The 16,605-nt window shown below is 71.0% G+C and carries 15 protein-coding genes and 1 pseudogene; 7 read left to right on the top strand and 9 right to left on the bottom strand.

Translation table 11 applies throughout. The annotated features are described in order from the left end of the window. The first annotated feature begins 16 nt into the window (after positions 1 to 16). Positions 17 to 682 (top strand): TetR/AcrR family transcriptional regulator, encoded by a 666-nt coding sequence (locus tag OVA21_RS09170; protein WP_182634964.1) that lies wholly within the window; start codon positions 17 to 19, stop codon positions 680 to 682. 61 nt (positions 683 to 743) lie between these two features. On the opposite strand, the gene OVA21_RS09175 is transcribed toward OVA21_RS09170, so the two are convergent. Together OVA21_RS09175 and glyA are read right to left on the bottom strand one after the other, a co-directional pair. Next, positions 744 to 1,463: a LysR family transcriptional regulator substrate-binding protein gene (locus OVA21_RS09175; RefSeq protein ID WP_268092296.1), complete on the bottom strand. Its 720-nt coding sequence runs from the start codon at positions 1,461 to 1,463 to the stop codon at positions 744 to 746. Positions 1,464 to 1,494: 31 nt separating this feature from the next. Continuing rightward, positions 1,495 to 2,800: pseudogene (gene glyA, locus OVA21_RS09180) on the bottom strand (serine hydroxymethyltransferase). Positions 2,801 to 2,933: 133 nt separating this feature from the next. Between glyA and coaA the strand changes: the two are divergent. Further along, positions 2,934 to 3,866 carry a type I pantothenate kinase gene (gene coaA, locus OVA21_RS09185; protein ID WP_119191733.1) on the top strand — a complete coding sequence of 311 codons (933 nt, stop codon included), beginning with the start codon at positions 2,934 to 2,936 and terminating at the stop codon, positions 3,864 to 3,866. Here the strand turns inward: coaA and OVA21_RS09190 are convergent. Next, a complete protein-coding gene (locus tag OVA21_RS09190; RefSeq protein ID WP_268092297.1) occupies positions 3,863 to 4,978 on the bottom strand; it encodes a tocopherol cyclase family protein in 1,116 nt (371 codons plus the stop codon). The genes coaA and OVA21_RS09190 overlap by 4 nt on opposite strands. Positions 4,979 to 5,015: 37 nt before the next feature. On the opposite strand from OVA21_RS09190, the gene OVA21_RS09195 reads away from it, so the two are divergent. Together OVA21_RS09195 and OVA21_RS09200 are read left to right on the top strand one after the other, a co-directional pair. Further along, entirely contained in the window at positions 5,016 to 5,504 is a 489-nt protein-coding gene (locus tag OVA21_RS09195; protein ID WP_163375994.1) for a PH domain-containing protein, read from the top strand. Continuing rightward, positions 5,501 to 7,060 (top strand): PH domain-containing protein, encoded by a 1,560-nt coding sequence (locus tag OVA21_RS09200; RefSeq protein WP_268092298.1) that lies wholly within the window; start codon positions 5,501 to 5,503, stop codon positions 7,058 to 7,060. The genes OVA21_RS09195 and OVA21_RS09200 overlap by 4 nt, the downstream gene beginning before the upstream one ends. Positions 7,061 to 7,102: 42 nt before the next feature. Here the strand turns inward: OVA21_RS09200 and OVA21_RS09205 are convergent, their stop codons facing one another. From OVA21_RS09205 to OVA21_RS09215, 3 genes are all read right to left on the bottom strand, one after another. Continuing rightward, positions 7,103 to 7,795: an MOSC domain-containing protein gene (locus OVA21_RS09205; protein WP_096905169.1), complete on the bottom strand. Its 693-nt coding sequence runs from the start codon at positions 7,793 to 7,795 to the stop codon at positions 7,103 to 7,105. Beyond that, complete coding sequence (locus tag OVA21_RS09210) at positions 7,795 to 8,562, bottom strand: isoprenyl transferase (protein WP_067715669.1); 768 nt, start codon at positions 8,560 to 8,562, stop codon at positions 7,795 to 7,797. The genes OVA21_RS09205 and OVA21_RS09210 overlap by 1 nt, the downstream gene beginning before the upstream one ends. A 114-nt stretch (positions 8,563 to 8,676) precedes the next feature. Further along, positions 8,677 to 9,750, bottom strand: a complete 1,074-nt coding sequence (locus OVA21_RS09215; protein ID WP_096905168.1) for a 3-deoxy-7-phosphoheptulonate synthase — start codon at positions 9,748 to 9,750, stop codon at positions 8,677 to 8,679. Between the two features lie 469 nt (positions 9,751 to 10,219). Between OVA21_RS09215 and OVA21_RS09220 the strand changes: the two genes are divergently transcribed. Beyond that, complete coding sequence (locus OVA21_RS09220; protein ID WP_268092299.1) at positions 10,220 to 11,755, top strand: HNH endonuclease signature motif containing protein; 1,536 nt, start codon at positions 10,220 to 10,222, stop codon at positions 11,753 to 11,755. A gap of 37 nt (positions 11,756 to 11,792) precedes the next feature. Here the strand turns inward: OVA21_RS09220 and OVA21_RS09225 are convergent, their stop codons facing one another. After that, entirely contained in the window at positions 11,793 to 12,833 is a 1,041-nt protein-coding gene (locus OVA21_RS09225) for a nuclease-related domain-containing protein (protein ID WP_268092300.1), read from the bottom strand. A 312-nt stretch (positions 12,834 to 13,145) separates the two neighbouring features. Here OVA21_RS09225 and OVA21_RS09230 point away from each other — a divergent pair, with 312 nt between their 5' ends. Beyond that, entirely contained in the window at positions 13,146 to 14,396 is a 1,251-nt protein-coding gene (locus OVA21_RS09230) for an LLM class flavin-dependent oxidoreductase (protein WP_096905167.1), read from the top strand. Continuing rightward, a complete protein-coding gene (locus OVA21_RS09235) occupies positions 14,393 to 15,094 on the top strand; it encodes a CE1759 family FMN reductase (protein ID WP_096905166.1) in 702 nt (233 codons plus the stop codon). Before OVA21_RS09230 ends, OVA21_RS09235 begins: the two co-directional genes overlap by 4 nt. A 166-nt stretch (positions 15,095 to 15,260) precedes the next feature. On the opposite strand, the gene OVA21_RS09240 is transcribed toward OVA21_RS09235, so the two are convergent. Beyond that, positions 15,261 to 15,587 carry a hypothetical protein gene (locus OVA21_RS09240; RefSeq protein WP_182634178.1) on the bottom strand — a complete coding sequence of 109 codons (327 nt, stop codon included), beginning with the start codon at positions 15,585 to 15,587 and terminating at the stop codon, positions 15,261 to 15,263. Further along, on the bottom strand, positions 15,584 to 16,507 hold the full coding sequence (gene mca / locus OVA21_RS09245; RefSeq protein WP_096905165.1) for a mycothiol conjugate amidase Mca: 924 nt from the start codon (positions 16,505 to 16,507) through the stop codon (positions 15,584 to 15,586). Before mca ends, OVA21_RS09240 begins: the two co-directional genes overlap by 4 nt. Between the last annotated feature and the right edge of the window lie 98 nt (positions 16,508 to 16,605).

A 16,605-nucleotide genomic window follows, 5' to 3' on the forward strand; every position in this document is an offset into this window, starting at 1 on the left:
GGCTAGTGTTGTGACGATGAGTGAGGAGACCGCGACGTTGGAGACCGCGACGTTGGAGGCCGCGTCGTTGGAGGCCGCGACGTTGGCGCAGTGGCGCGAGTTCGGCACCGACGAACTCTCCCCTCCGCTCCGCGCGGCCCTGCAAGTCTTCGCCCGGCACGGTTATCACGGTGCCTCGATCCGGTCGATCGCCGAGGCCGCCGGACTGTCCGTGCCGGGCCTCTACCATCACTACCGATCGAAGCAGGCCATCCTCGCAGCGGTCGTCGACCAGGCCATGGCGGAGATGCTCACGCACACTCAGGCCGCGGCCGACGACGCCGGCGACCGCACCGTCACCAGGTTCGAGAACATCGTGGAGTGCCTCGCCCGCTTCCACATGGCACGGCGCGACCACGCGTTCGTGGCGTCCACCGAGATGCGCAGCATGGACCCGGACGTGCGCGCACGCCACATCGCGCAGCGCGATGCGCAGCAGAAGATGCTCGAGGACGCCATCCGCGCCGGTGTCGACTCCGGGGAGTTCTCCTGCGCCCACCCCGAGGACGCGGCCCGCGCCATCGCCTCACTGTGTGTGTCGATCGCGTCCTGGTACCGGCCCGACGGGCCGCTGTCGGCCGACGACGTCGTCGCCCGCCACCTCGAGTTCGCCCGCGGGATGGTCGGCGCGGCACGCGGCTGAGATCGACCGCGCCGCACGCGGCTGAGATCGACCGCGCCGCACGCGGCTGAGACCCACCCGGTCAGCGTCTGCGCTGCGCCCGACCCACCGGCTTCGGCGCACGTTCGGAGCGGGCCTTCGCCTTGGCGGCGGCCTTCTCCTTCGCGGTCCGCTTCTCGCGCGGGGGCTCGCCCGCTGCTCCGCGCGAGGTGCCCGCCCTGCGACCCCGCACGATCCCCACGAACTCGTCGATCAACTCATCGGTCTCCCTCGCGGGCGACCAGGCGATGCCCATCCGGGTCGCGGGGACCCCGTCGACGGGCCGCGCCACCACGTCCCGCCGACTCAGCGCCCTCGCGTACGGCGCCGGCAGGACGAGCAACCCCACGCCGGCGGCGACGAGGTCCACCGCGGCGGACACCTCCTCGGGCGATGCCGTGATGGGGTCCACCGGCTCGAGCCACCGCTCCCCCTCGAGGTCGGCGATCCCCAGCGAGTCGAAGGCGGCGAGTTCGTGGTCCTTCTCGGCGAGAACGGCCATCGTCTCGGTGTACAGCGGGACCCGGAGCAGGCCGGCGGGCGCCGAGCGCGGTGCATCGTCGGGCTCGCGGAGGAAGATCACGTCGAAGCCGTCGTCGCCGGCGGAGTCCGCGAGCTCCGCGCGTGGGTCACCGGCGCGCCGGGCCGAGATCGGCACGCGCGGATTCCGCTCGCGCCACCGCGCGAGCCACTTGTCCGGCTGGACACCGGGGACGTAGCCAACCCGTAGACGGGGGCCGTTGCCCGTGTTCTCGTCGGTCATCGGCCCCCGCCCGTCGTTTTCTCGACCCGCCTCAGCCCAGGATCTTCCAGTCCTCGAGTCCCTCGTACAGCGGCTTCGACGTGGCCAGCGCAGACACGCGCTCACGCAGGGCGGTGACGTCGGCGCCCGTCCCCGCGGCCAGCGCGGTGCCGATGATGTCCGCGACCTCACGGAAGTCCTCGGCCTCGAACCCGCGGGTGGCCAGGGCGGGCGTGCCGATGCGCAGGCCGGAGGTCACCATCGGCGGACGCGGGTCGAACGGCACCGCGTTGCGGTTCACCGTGATCCCGACCTCGTGGAGGAGGTCCTCCGCCTGCTGGCCGTCGAGCTCGGAGTCACGCAGGTCCACCAGGACGAGGTGCACGTCCGTGCCGCCGGTGAGCACGGAGACGCCGGCGTCCTTGCAGTCCTGGGCCGTGAGCCGCTCGGCGAGGATCTGGGCACCCTCGATCGTGCGCTGCTGACGCTCGCGGAACTGCTCCGTCCCGGCGATCTTCATGGCGGTGGCCTTGGCGGCGATCGCGTGCATGAGCGGTCCGCCCTGCTGGCCCGGGAACACCGACGAGTTGAGCTTCTTGAACAGCTCGAGGTCGTTGGTGAGGATCATGCCGGAGCGCGGCCCGCCGAGCGTCTTGTGGACGGTAGTGGACACGACGTCGGCGTGCGGGACGGGGCTCGGGTGCAGGCCGGCGGCGACCAGTCCGGCGAAATGGGCCATGTCCACCCACAGCTTGGCGCCGACCTCGTCGGCGATCTCGCGGAACTTCGCGAAATCCAGGGTCCGCGGGTAGGCCGACCAGCCGGCGATGATGACATCCGGCTTCTCCGCCAGCGCCATCTCCCGGACGGTGTCCATGTTGACCTGCATGGTCTCCGGATCCACCTCGTAGGCGGCGACCTCGTAGAGCTGGCCGGAGAAGTTGAGCTTCATGCCGTGCGTGAGGTGCCCTCCGTGGGCGAGCGACAGGCCCATGATCTTGGACCCCGGCTTCGCGAGCGCCATGAGCACCGCGGCATTGGCCTGGGCGCCGGCGTGCGGCTGGACGTTCGCGTACTTGGCGCCGAAGACCTCCCTTGGCGCGGTCACGAGCCAGGTTCTCCACCACGTCCACGTGCTCGCAGCCGCCGTAGTAACGGCGACCCGGGTACCCCTCGGCGTACTTGTTCGTGAGCACGGAGCCCTGCGCCTGCAGGACCGAGCGCGGCACGAAGTTCTCCGACGCGATCATCTCGAGCGTGTCTCGCTGTCGGGCGAGCTCGCCGGCCATCGCCTCGGCGACCTCCGGATCGAGCTCGGACAGGGAGGCGGTGAACACGTCGGTGTTCGGGTCGGTCATCGTTGCTCCTCGCACGTGGGCTTTGCACTTCGTACGAATCGTGTGGGGCCACGGCTCGTCTCGTCGTCGTCAGTCTAGTGCCACGCCACCCTGACACCCCCTCCCCCGTGGCCACCTGCCACAATCGGGAACCGTGAGCAGACAAGCCGGCGACTACACGCCGTACGTCGAGTTCGACCGTCGGAGCTGGCGGCGCCTGCGGCGTGCGATGCCCATGGTGCTCACCGAACAGGACCTCGAGGGCCTCCGGGGCCTGGGCGAACACCTCGACCTCGACGAGATCGCGGAGATCTACCTGCCGCTGAGCCGGCTCATCCACCTGCAGGTATCCGCCAGACAGCGGTTGTTCCAGTCGACCAATCTGTTCCTCGGCGAGACCGTGGACGCCCCCATGCCGTTCGTGATCGGCGTGGCCGGATCGGTGGCGGTCGGCAAGTCCACCTCCGCCCGTGTGCTGCGCGCGCTGCTCACCCGCTGGGACTCCCACCCCCGGGTGGACCTCATCACCACCGACGGCTTCCTCCACCCCAACCGCGAACTCCAGCGGCGCGGACTGATGCACCGCAAGGGCTACCCCGAGTCGTACGACCGGCGCGCGCTGCTGCGGTTCGTCACGGAGGTCAAATCCGGCGCCCCGGTCGTGCGCGCGCCGGTGTACTCGCACACCAAGTACGACATCGTGCCCGGCGAGTTCATCGAGGTCCGCCGACCCGACATCCTCATCGTGGAGGGCCTCAACGTCCTGCAGACGGGTCCGCGCCTCATGGTCTCGGACCTGTTCGACTTCTCGCTCTACGTCGATGCGCGGATCGAGGACATCGAACAGTGGTACGTCGAGCGGTTCCTCGAACTGCGGAGCACGTCGTTCTCCAACCCCAACTCGCACTTCGCGCACTACGCCGACCTGTCCGACCAGGCGGCCCGGCTCGCCGCCCGCGAGATCTGGATGTCGATCAACCGGCCGAACCTGGTGGAGAACATCCTGCCCACCCGGCCGCGCGCGACGCTGGTGCTCCGTAAGAACTCGGACCACTCCATCCAGCGGCTGCGCCTGCGCAAGATCTAGAGCGGCGGCGCGCCCGTCTCCCCCTCCGGAACACCGCGCCGCCGCAGCTCGGCCTCGGCGCGGTCGAGTCCGCCGTGTTCGAGCGCGGCCAGGGCGCTGCGGTCCGACCACACTAGTCGCCCGTGCCGTCGCACCTCCACCTCGAGCTCGCCCGCGAGGTGTTCGATCGACCCGGCGGAGTTCCGCTTGTCCGACGGCAGCGGGACCGGAAGCACGTGCGCGCGGTCCAGGGGCGAACGCCCGCTGATCCGGACCTGCCAGCCGTAACCGCGGCCCTGGAACTCCCACCGCTCGTCGGTCACCTCGGCGCGGACCGGCGAGACGACAGGGTTGCCCAGCCGGATGACCTTCCCGCCGGGCAGTCGCACGACAACTGCGGTCACCTCGGTGCGCAGCGGCCCGGAGTGGATCTGCCCGCCGGCGAACGCCACGCACGTGTTCGGCTCGGAGAACGCCTGCGCCTGGCCCCACCACCACGAGTCGGGGAAGCCCTCGGCGCCCCAGTTCTTCTCGCCGTACACCTCGGCGCCGTCGAACTCCCAGTGCTCGCCGTCGAGTTCGGCCCATCCGCTCGCGCGGCCGCCGAGCAGCCAGGGGTGCCAGTACTGGTTGAGGGCGGGGACGGACTGGAAGATGCTCGAACCGCCGACGGCGTGGTGCGGCCACTGCACCGGGTCGGTGATGTTCACGTGAAGGCGAGCGCCCTCCCCCATGTCCACGCGGACCCTGTCGGGTCGGTACTCGAACAGTTCGCCGGAGCGGGCGCCGATCCGGTCCGGGTCGGCCCAGCCGTCGGGCGCGGCCATGAGGCGCAGGGTGGACGACGACGAGGACGACGAGGAGAAAGACGACGACAACGAAGAGCCCCCGTCTCCGTCCCGGCGCGATCCACCGGCCTCGATCGGGATGGGCGCCTCGTCGGAGGCGAGCCCGAGCGTCGCCCAGTGCCCGTCGGGTCCCCGGTTGACCCCGATGAGGGCGATCACCACGCGCCCGCGCTCGCGATCGGTGACGCGGAGGAAGTACCCCTCCATGGCCACGTCGTGTGCGCGCAGCGGATCGCCGAAGGGCAGGTCTGCGCCGGTCGCCCGGTATCGCCGGAGGAGTCCCATGGGGTTCAGCGTCCCATAATCGGCTTAGGGTGAAGCCGTGAATGCGACTCAACTCGGCCTCCGTCCGCCTCGGGAACGGGTCGATCCCCGGTGCCGACGATGGTGGACGGCGCAGGTCGCCCTGTGGATGGTCGGGCCACTGCTCGTGCTGGCGGCATCGACGCTGATCGTGGGCCCGTGGATGCTCCTCGCCACCGCCGGGTGGGCGTTGCTGACAGCAGCGGCGCTGGTAGTGGTGCCCCGGGTGCGGTGGGCGATCCACCGCTGGGAGGCCACCGACACCGCCGTCTACAGCCGTAGTGGACTGTTCTGGGAGGAGTGGCGGGCGGCTCCCCTGTCGCGCGTCCAGACCGTCGACAAGACCCGCGGCCCGCTGCAGCGACAGTTCGGCCTCGCCACCGTCGTGGTCACCACCGCCTCGTCGAAGGGCGCGGTGCGCATCAGCGCCCTCGACGCCACGCAGGCCGAGGAGATGGCCGACCGCCTCACCCTCCTCGCCGAGGACGATCAGCGGGACGCCACATGACCGGCCCGGCCGGCGCGGACCATGACGACTGGCTGCCGCTGGACCGTCGGACGATCACCTCCACGACCGTGGTGGTCGCCGCGGCACTCGTCGCCGCCGCGATGCCGACGGCGATCGGCATGCTGGTGGGCGGGCTGGCCACCGGCTGGGTCCTCCTCTGGACGGTGGGCGGGGTGGTAGTCGGTACCGTCGCCACCGCGATCGCCGAGTCCGCCCGCCTGACGGTGACCCGCTACCGCGTCGACGCCCACCGGATCGAGCGCCGGGTCCGCTTCCTGTCGAGCACCACCTCGACGCTCTCGACGCACCGGGTCCGCAACGTGGAGATCACCGCCGACGTCATCCAGCGTCGCCTCGGTATCGCCACCCTCAAGCTGGCCAGCGGTGAGACAGACGGGTCGAGGATGACGTTGGCCGCCCTCGACCGCGCCGAGGCCGAAGACCTGCGCCGCCGACTGCTGGCCGACCGCGCCGACGCGGACACGCGCGAACTCGCCCGCCTCGATCCCCGGTGGGTCCGCTACGCCCCGGCCAGCCTCATGACGCCGGTGTTCGGCCTGGTGGGCTTCGGCATCGTGCTCCAGGTGGCCGACTGGTTCAACGCGGTGCCGACGGTGCTGGAGTGGGTGTGGGACCGCGTCGGCGGGCTGCCGCTGCCCGTCCTCGCCATCGGCGTGGTGGCCCTGACCCTGGCCATCGGGACAGTCGCCGCCACAGTGCTGTTCGTGGAGAACTGGTGGGGCATGCGCCTGGAACGTCACCGCGACGGTTCTCTCGAGCTGCGCCGAGGCCTGGTCGTGGGCCGGCACGCGACATTCGACGGCCGACGCGTCCGTGGCGTGACGCTGCACGAGCCGCCGGGGTTCCGCGCGGTCGGGGCCGCCCGGCTGGACGTGATCGCCACCGGCGTGGGTATCGGCAACGACGAGAACGGCAAGCCCAAGCAGAGCCCTGCGCTGGTCCCGGCCTCGCCGCGCGACGTGGCCGCTGGCGTGGCGGCGGAGATGCTCGGGACACCGGTGCCGGGTACGGCGGCGGGCACGGCAGCCGTGAGGACGGAGGCCGCGAAGACGGCGGCGGCGGGCACACCGGGGCCGGACGCGCTGCGCTCCCATCCGCCTGTGGCGCGACGACGACGAGCCGTCCGCGCGGTGGCCGCCACCCTCGCCCTCGCCGGGATCGCCCTCGTACTCGCGCTCGTGTGGCCGTGGCTGTGGTGGGTTCCCGTCACCGTGGCCGCGGTCGGTGGGACGGTCGCCGCGTGGGCCGCGGTCGACAACTACCGCGGACTCGGCCACGCGGTGGGCGGCACGGTGGTCACGGTCCGTAAGGGTTCGCTCCTGAGACGGACCGATGTCCTGTACCGCGATGGGGTCCTCGGCTGGAACGTGCGGCGCACCCCGTTCCAGCGCCGGGCCGGGCTGGTGACGCTGGTGGCGACCTCGGCCGGCGGCGGCGGTGCGTTCCGACTGCCGGACGTCGCAGAGGCCGAGGCGCACGAGGTGTGGTCGACCGCCGGCGACGTGTGGGACCACCTGGCCGAGCCCCGCGACTGAGCGACTCCGCGGCCGAGCCACCCCGCACGGGCGCAGGCCCGGTCAGTCGGCGTCCACGGGCCTGTCGTCGGTGGCCGGATCCAGCTTCCGGACCAGACTGGGCGCCAGGTCGGAAAGCGCGTACTCGTCGAGGAGCCGCCGGGCCTCGTCGTCGTCGACCCCGGCGAAGACCCGCCCGATCGTGACCCCGTGCGTGGGCACGGCGACCACCCGTATCTCATCCCCGGCCTCGACGGGGCCCGCGGCGAGGACCCGCGCGTACGCGCCCGGGCGCCCGCCCTCTGTGAAGCGCCGCACCCAGCGCGGCTTGCCCACGTGGTGGCCGAAGGTCTGACACGGGATCCGCGGCGTCGTGACCTCCATGCGCAGGCGGCCCACCTCCAGCACGGTGCCGATCTGCAACTGCGAGGTGTCGACCCCCGCCACGCGCAGGTTCTCGCCGAAGTACCCGGGCGGGATCGGGCCGCCGAACTCGGGCTCCCACTGCTCGACGTCGGAGTCCGAGAGCAGGTAGACGGCCTTCCACACCCCGCCGTGATGCTGGCGGTCAGCCTGGACGTCGCCGTGGAGGCCGTACTCGCGCACCTGGACGGGGCCGTCGACGGGCCGCTTGTCGATCGCGGTGACGCCGACCCGGCCGGGCACCTCGAGCAGCTGGTCCACCACGCACACCGCGCGGACGGTGAACACCTCGCCCACGGTGATCGGCGCGCGCTCGGTTTCCGTGCCGGCCATCACTGACCGAACCGACGGTTGCGGGCTCCGTACTCGCGCATCGCCCGGAGGAAGTCCACCCGGCGGAACGCCGGCCAGTACGCCTCGGTGAACCAGATCTCCGAATACGCGCTCTGCCACAGCAGGAAGCCCGAGAGCCGCTGCTCGCCGGAGGTGCGGATCACGAGGTCCGGGTCGGGCTGGCCCGAGGTGTAGAGGTGCTCGCCGATGCCGTCGACGGTGATCGCGTCGACCAGCTCCTGTCCGCTGCAGCCCTTGTCGATCAGCTCCTGGACCAGCTCGCGGGCGGCGTCGGCGATCTCCTGCCGCCCGCCGTACCCCACCGCGACGTTGACCTTGACGCCCGGCCGGCCCCTGCTCACCTGCTCGGCGTGGCGCAGTCGCTCGGCGAGCCAGTCCGGCAGCACCTCGAGACGCCCGACGATCCGGACCTCCCAGTTCTTCCCCGGGCCGGTGATCTCGTCCACCACGTCCGCGATGATCTGCAGCAGTTCATCGAGTTCCTCGGCGTCGCGACCGAGGTTCTCCGTGCTGAGCAGGTAAATGGTGGCAACGTCTACACCGAGGTCGTCACACCACCCCAGCATCTCGGCGATCTTGACCGCGCCCGCCCGGTGACCGTGCGCGACGTCGGTGAACCCCGCCTCGCGTGCCCACCGGCGGTTCCCGTCCGCCATCACGGCGATGTGCCGCGGCAGCCTCGACTCGTCCAACGAGGCGCGGAGGCGCGCTTCGTACAGCGAGTACAGGGGGAAGGAGACGGCCACGCGGAAAGGGTACCGCGCGCCGTCGCCCGCCCAGTGGTGCCCCTCGGGCCGCCGACCCCGGGCCGACCGCACCGGCGACGGGGGCGGCGGCGTGGGCGGCGGGGCCAGCGGCGGTCAGCCCCGTCGGCCCTGTCGGACGGCCGCGGCGAGCGCGCGCAGGCTGTCGGCGGTGGTGTCCCAGCCGATGCACGCGTCCGTCACGGACCGGCCGTACACCAGCTCGTCGGCCTCGACGGACTGGGCGCCGGGCTCGAGGAAGCTCTCGATCATCAGTCCGGAGATGCCCTGCTCCCCCGCGCCGATCCGCTCGGCCAGCTCGGCCACGACCTCGGCCTGACGCTCGTGCGACTTGCCCGAGTTGGCGTGGCTCGCGTCCACCATCACCAGACCGGGCAGGCCGACCTTGCCGACCGCCGCGACGGCCGACGCGACGGACTCGGCGTCGTGGTTGGGTCCACCGGTCCCGCCGCGGAGGATGACGTGGCAGTCGGTGTTGCCGGCGGTCTCCACGACCGCGGCACGCCCGTCGGCGTCGGTGCCGAAGAACACGTGCCGCGCCGCCGACGACCGGCAGCCGTCGACCGCGACCTGGACCTCGCCGTCGGTCCCGTTCTTGAAGCCCACCGGCATCGACAGTCCCGACACCAGCTGACGATGTACCTGGCTCTCCGTGGTGCGGGCGCCGATCGCGCCCCACGAGACGGCGTCGGCGATGTACTGCGGGCTGGTCGGCTCGAGGAACTCGGTCCCCACGGGTAGCCCCAGGTCGAGCACGTCGAGCAGCAGGGTGCGGGCGGTGCGCAGGCCGCGCGGGATGTCGTAGCTCCCGTCGAGCGCGGGGTCGTTGATGAGGCCCTTCCACCCGACGGTGGTCCGGGGCTTCTCGAAGTACACGCGCATCACGATGAGCAGGTCCTCGGCCGTCTCCTCCGCGAGCGCGGCGAGTCGCGCCGCGTAGTCGAGGGCCGCCTCGGTGTCGTGGACCGAACACGGGCCGACCACCACGAGCAGGCGGTCATCGCGCCCGGCGAGCACGTCGGCGACCTCGGCGCGGCTGCGCTCGACCAGCGCCTCGCGGGCCTCGCCCAGCGGGAGCTCGCCGAGGATCTCGGTCGGCGTCGGCAGCGGGGAGTAGGACAGGACTCGCCTGTCGGCGGTCTGGGTGGGGTTCTCGGCGGTGACGGTCACGGCTGTGCACTCCTGGCGATGTGGTCATGGCGGGCCGGGTGCCGTGATCTCGTGGTGCCCTGTATCTCGCGCACCCGGATCCGCCGTCTGGAAAGGCGGAAGGCGGCGACCATGGTGGTCACCGCCTCTGGGCTCCGGGTGTCGAGACGTCCGTCTAGCGGACGCGTGCGCTCGCGGCGCGGGCTCCACCCGGAGCCCACATAAAGCGCCAATAAGCGCGAGCGTTCGACATGCCGGACACGATAACAGAATCGGATCGTCTCGGGTCACCCACCTCCCCGCCGAGGGGCGGCCACGGGGTTCGTCGCCACCACCTCTCGCTATGTGTGGGACCGGACGTTCTCCACCTCCGCCCGCGCGGCGACAGTCCTCCCAATCGAACACTTGCGCTAGTTTCTCATAGCCGGTATAGTCGAACTTATATTCGAGTGCGAGCCCAGCACGCGTGAGGCGCAGGAAGGACGGGGTCATGAACACGACGACGATGAGCCTTTCCGACTTCGGGGCGCTGCGCGCGGTGGATGAGCCGTTGGAGTCGTTGGACGCGTCAGCGCTCAGCGAGGTGGCCCGGTCGGTGACGCTGGCGCAGAACCTCGCCGCGGCGAGGCGGCTGCACGCCGCGTACCTGCTGGTGGAGAGCTTCCGCCGCCTGGACGAGGCCACCCACGGCGACACGCAAGACGACACCCGCCCCGCCCACGCCCGCCTGGATCCGGCCGGCCGGGCCCGCGACCACCTGGCCGCGGCCATGTCACTGACCTGCTGGCACGCCGGCCACCTGGTCACCGCCGCCATCCAGGCCCACACCCGGCTCCCGCTACTGCGGGGCGCCCTCGAACGCGGCCTGCTGCCCGAGCAACTCGCCATCGACGCCGCCTGCCGCCTGGCCGGCGTGCCCGATGAGGTCGTCGGCGCCGTCGAGTCCGATGTCATCGGCCGCCTCACCCGGGCCCTTGCCGGTGGCCACCGGCCCAGCCGCTCCGCACTGGACACCTCCGTCGACAACGCGGTCGCACGCCACGCCCCACAAGCCGCCCAGGACGCCGCAGACGCCGCCGCCGAAGAACGGACCGTGCGGTTCCGCCCCGGACGCAACGGCATGACCTCCATGTGGGCCAACCTGCCCTCCGGTGACGCCGAGAAGCTGCGCCGCCGCATCGAGGCCGCCGCCCGTGCCGCCGCAGACCTGTGCCATCCCCGCAGCCGCAACCAACTCCGCGCCGACGCCCTCATCGCCCTGGGCGACCCCAACACCACCGACATCGCCGACCCCGCACACCACCCCGAGGACACCGCGAACACCGTCGACGGCGACCGCGGACACCTGCCCCCGCTGGGCGCCTCATGGGGCACCGACAAGCCCGTCCGCATCTCGGTCATCAACACCATCGCCCAAGGACTGCCCAACCAGGTCCAGTTCGTCAACGGCGCCTACGCCAGCTTCGACTGGCTGTGCGAGGAGATCCTCTCCGGTGGCGACACCACCGTCCGGTTCGAACTCATCGACCCCGCCCCCGGCACCCTCGACGCCCCCGAAGCACTCCTCAAATACTTCATCACCCCGGCCCTGGCCGAACGGATCCGACTACGCGACGGAACCTGCCGCCACCCCGGATGCACCGTCGATGCCCACGACTGTGAAATCGACCACGTCATCGCGTTCGACCACCGGCGCCCCGAACTGGGCGGCCCCACCGCCGAGTGGAACCTGATGTGCCTCTGCCGCAAACACCACCGCGAGAAGACCTTCGGCCACTGCGCCTACCGCCCCGGCCCCCTCGGCGAGCTGACCATCATCACCGAAACCGGCCACGAACACCACACCAACCCCACCGGCCCCCTGGCCCAGGCACGCAACCACATCCTCGAACACCAATGGCGAGAACACCTCGACCGCCTCACCGCCGACGACGGCCACCTCACCAACCCGCCAGGCACCACCCGGCGCCGCTGCGAGCCGCCACGCCACGAACCACCGCCCCGCGACGCCTCCCACACGGCGTAGCGTCGCCGCCTCCTACAGACTGGCCGCCCTCTGGGGTTCAGCGCTGCCAGGTGCTCGATCGCCTGGCCACCTCGTGGATCGCGTCGATCTCGCGCAATCTCAGGCGTGGCGGTTGAGCCTTGAGAAATCGGCCGATCCCCCGCCGCGGGACAACGGCAACCGCACCGTCTGCAGGCTGGGCCCTCACCGTGAACCCTCGTCGCGCGCCCACGACCGCTATCAACCCGATCACCGGCACCGGGAACCCGACGTGCTCCGCGAGCATTCGTGACGCCCGCTTCGCCTCGAACCTGCTGTTACGGACATAGGGGACTCGTCGACCGTTCACCATGACGATGTCTCCGCCGACCCACACCGATGCCTTCGGGTGGTTCTTCGCATTCACGGTGAACACGCCACCCGGGCCGACCACCACGTGGTCGATATCCGCACCACGCTCGCCGACGCGAACGGCATGGAGCACCCTCCACTCCGCGCCGAGCCTGCCGAGCTGCTCGGCGACGGCGTGCTCGCCGTCCGCGCCGATCCGCCATGCCCGCTCGTCCGTCTTCGCGTCGAGCATCCGGGCGAACAGGTGCCGCATCAGCCCCTGCGCCTCGCGCTCCGCCAGCGCCCGCTCACGCGCTGCAGCCCCGGCTCGCACGTCCGCGAGATCGTGCCATCCGGATGGCACGGCCGGCACGGCTGGCTCGGCTGATGACGTTGATGGCGGCGCTACTGGCGCCGGGGCGGTCCGAGTCGAGCGCGACACTGGCTGTGCGTTCGACTCCCGGTCCGATACCTCGCACTCCGGCGCAGTCGACGCAGTGGGAGACGCCGACGCCAACGGAGACGACGGAGACGACTCGTGTGCCGAAGCTGACTGCCGGGGCGCAGGCGAATTCCGGCAGGAAGACGGCTCGTTCGTGTCGAGATGTTCCTCGATCGCTCGGCGCAACAGAGGGAGGTTCGACAAGTCGTCGGAGTGGAATCTCCCGCTGGCCACGTCGAGGTACCCGAGGTCGGTGCCGCCGGGGGTGGATGCATAGAGCCTGTCGTGCCCGAACCGCTTCCACCTGCGGACGATCCAATCGGTCACGAGCCCTCCGGTGGTCAGCCGAGTTGTGTACGTCGACGAATGGTCACACCTCGGCGTGCCGGGCCGCAGATGTTCGACCGAAGTCGTTCCGCGCGACGGGGGTCACCGGCGTCGCTCACAGGCGAGGCCGGGTGGGGCGCGCGCTGCGGGCAGCCGGCAGCCGGCAGCGGGCAGGGGGCAGCGGGCAGCGGTGCCCCGCCCGCGGCCCGCTGCCGTGCACCCGCCATGTGAGGGGGAATACCGCCCCACGTTCTTTTGTTTGACATGTCAGCAAGTTAAGATCGGGACACCACCAGACGAGAGGCCACCATCATGCAGTTCGGAATCTTCAGCATCGCCGACATCACCCCGGACCCCACCACCGGGCGGATACCCACCGAGCACGAGCGACTGGAGGCGGTCGTCGAGTACGCCACTCTGGCCGAGCAGGTGGGCCTCGACGTCTTCGCGCTGGGTGAACACCACAACCCGCCGTTCGTGACGTCCTCCCCCACCACGACGTTGGGCTACATCGCGGGCAGGACCTCCGAGATCATCCTGTCGACGGCCACCACCCTGATCACCACCAACGACCCGGTGAAGATCGCCGAGGACTACGCCATGCTGCAGCACCTGGCAGGCGGCCGGGTGGACCTGACGATGGGCCGTGGCAACACCGGCCCGGTCTACCCGTGGTTCGGGCAGGACATCCGGCAGGGCCTGCCGATCGCGATCGAGAACTACGAACTGCTCCACCGCCTGTGGCACGAGGACGTCGTGGACTGGGAGGGCAAGTTCCGCACGGCCCTGCAGCAGTTCACCTCGACCCCGCGCCCGCTGGACGGCGTCGCGCCCTTCGTGTGGCACGGCTCGATCCGCTCGCCGCAGATCGCCGAGCAGGCCGCGTTCTACGGAGACGGCTTCTTCCACAACAACATCTTCTGGCCGATCCACCACACCAAGCAGATGGTCGAGCTGTACCGCCGCCGCTACGAGCACTACGGCCACGGCTCGGCGGACCAGGCGATCGTCGGCCTGGGCGGGCAGTTCTTCGCCCGCACCAACAGTCAGGACGCGGTCGACGAGTTCCGCCCCTACTTCGACAACGCCCCGGTCTACGGCCACGGCCCGTCGCTGGAGGACTTCACGGCCCAGACCCCGCTGACCGTCGGCTCGCCGCAGCAGATCATCGACCGATACATGACCATGCGCGAGCACGTGGGCGACTACCAGCGTCAGCTGTTCCTCATCGACCACGCCGGCCTGCCCCGCAAGACCGTTCTCGAGCAGATCGAGATCCTGGGCACCGAGATCGTGCCGACCCTGCGACGGGAACTCGACGCACTGCGCCCGGCCCACGTCCCGGACGGGCCGACCCACGCCGGGCGAGTGGCCGCCCGCGACGCCGACCTGGCCGCCGCCGGCGATCCCACCTATTCCGACGCGTACCGCTTCGGCACCGGCGACAACTGGACGGGCCTCACCGCCGAGGGCGGTCAGCGCGCCCAGGAGCAGTCGCTGGCCCGCGCCCGCCGCAACCAGGCCCGCCTCGCCGAGGCGCCGGCCGGGAAGGACTCCAAGTGACCGACCCCCACAACAGCCACTCCGCCGGGCGGCCGCTCAACCTCGTCGTCGTCGCCGCCGGAACCTCGGTGCCCTCCAGCACCCGGATGCTCGCCGACCAGCTCACCGCCGCGACCCGCGACGCGCTCGCGCGGCACGGCCAGAGGGTCGACGTGACGGTTCTCGAGGCGCGCGAACTGGCGCACGAGGTCGTCGACGCCACCTTCACCAGGTTCCCCGGGGAGAAACTGGCCGCGGCGATCGACGAGATCAACCGGGCGGACGGACTGATCGCGGTGACGCCCATCTACAACCAGTCGTTCTCGGGCCTGTTCAAGTCGCTGTTCGACGTCATCAAACCCGGCACGATCGCCGGCGTGCCGGTGGCGTTGGGCGCGACCGGCGGCACCGCTCGGCACTCGCTGGCGGTCGACTACGCGCTGCGGCCGATGTTCGCCTACCTCAAGGCCGACATCGTGCCCACGACCGTGTTCGCGGCGGCCGAGGACTTCGGCGCCGTGGCCACCGACGGCGACGAGGACTCGCTGCGCGCCCGTACCGCGCGAGTGGGGACCGAACTGTCGGACTACATGCTGCGGTTCGCCGGGGTCACCGCCGGCGCGGTGGCGCCGACGCGCGCGGACTCCGGTCGGGGACGGAAGACCGACGACGACGAGTTCAGCGACTTCGTCCCGATGGGCGACCTCTTGGGCCGCTGAACCGGCGGGCGGGTTCGCCCTCACCACGGTCCGCCCTTCGGAGGTCGATCCGCCCGCGGGACCCGCAACGCGGATCGACATCCGAGGGGCGGACCGTGTGCTGGATTCGGGGCGGGCTCAGCGGAGGTCGGGCTCAGCCGGGGGGCGGACTCAGCGGGGGGCCGGCTCAGCGGGGGTCGGGCTGCCCGTCGGTCTGCTCCAGGGGCGGGACCGCCCCGCGGTCGGTGCCCTCGTCGGCGAGCTGATCCGGCTCGGGATGCTCGGTGTCGAAGCTCTCCGGCAGGTTCTTGATGTGCTTGTTCATGTTGCGGATGAGCAGCACGGTGGCGATGAGCAACAGCAGGATCACCGGGATACCGATCGGCGATGCCTTGCCGAACTCCGGCCCCACCGGGTTGTCGTTGTACCCGGGCGTACCGGGCGACTGGTTCTGCGCGAGGACCATCGCCGACTGGTACGCCAGGATCTGGACGTCCGGTCCCAGGGTGATCATCGTGGGTCCTCACTCGTGCTCGGGCCGACGGGGAGAGCGACGTACGGGTCGACTCCCTCGAACAGGTCTGTCTCGTATTCTCCCTCACCGAGCTCGGGAAAGCCCACCCGGCTGGCGGCGAGCTCGAACTCCTCGGTGGGCCACACCCGCTGCTGCATCTCCACGGGTGCGGCGAAGAACCAGCCGTTGGGGTCGATCTGGGTGGCGTGGGCCAGCAGTGCCGAGTTGCGCTGCTCGAAGTAGTCAGCGCACTCGACCCGCGTGGTGACCCGCTCCATGATGTCGGGGCGGTCCCCCCAGCGCGACAGGAACTCCTCGAAGTGGCGCACACCGTCGCGGGCGAACAGCTCGTCGTCCAGCAGCTGGAGGCGGCTCTTGGGGAACCCGTGGGTGTAGTAGACCTTGGCGATCGCCCACGGCTCACCGGCGTCCGGATACCGGGCGGGGTCGGCGGCGGCCTCGTACGCGGCCATCGACGCCGAGTGCACCTTCAGGTGATCCGGATGGGGATACCCACCGTTCTCGTCGTAGGTGATCATCACGTGGGGACGGAACTCCCGGATCCTGCGGACCAGGGACTCGGTGACCTCGTCGTCGTCGGCCAGGGCGAAACATCCCTCCGGCAGGGGTGGCGTGGGGTCACCCTCCGGCAACCCCGAGTCCACATATCCCAGCCAGTGGTGGTCGACCCCCAGGATGTCGGCCGCGCGCGCCATCTCACGCACCCGGACGCCCGTCAGGTCCGCGACGATGTCGGGGCGGTCCATCGCGGGGTTGAGGATGTCGCCCCGCTCGCCCCCGGTGCACGTCTCCACCAGCACGTGGACGCCCTCGGCGACGTACCTGGCCATGGTTGCCGACCCCTTAGACGACTCGTCGTCGGGGTGGGCGTGGACCGCCATCAGCCGCAGACCGGCCATCGGGAGCACCTGCCGTTCTTCTCACGTGAGTGGATGACCGCACCATTCTATGGGCGTCGGCCCAGGCGCCGCCCCCGGCGGGGCCCGCCGGCGACCCC

Source organism: Dietzia sp. SL131, from assembly GCF_026672565.1.
Lineage (GTDB): Bacteria > Actinomycetota > Actinomycetes > Mycobacteriales > Mycobacteriaceae > Dietzia > Dietzia kunjamensis.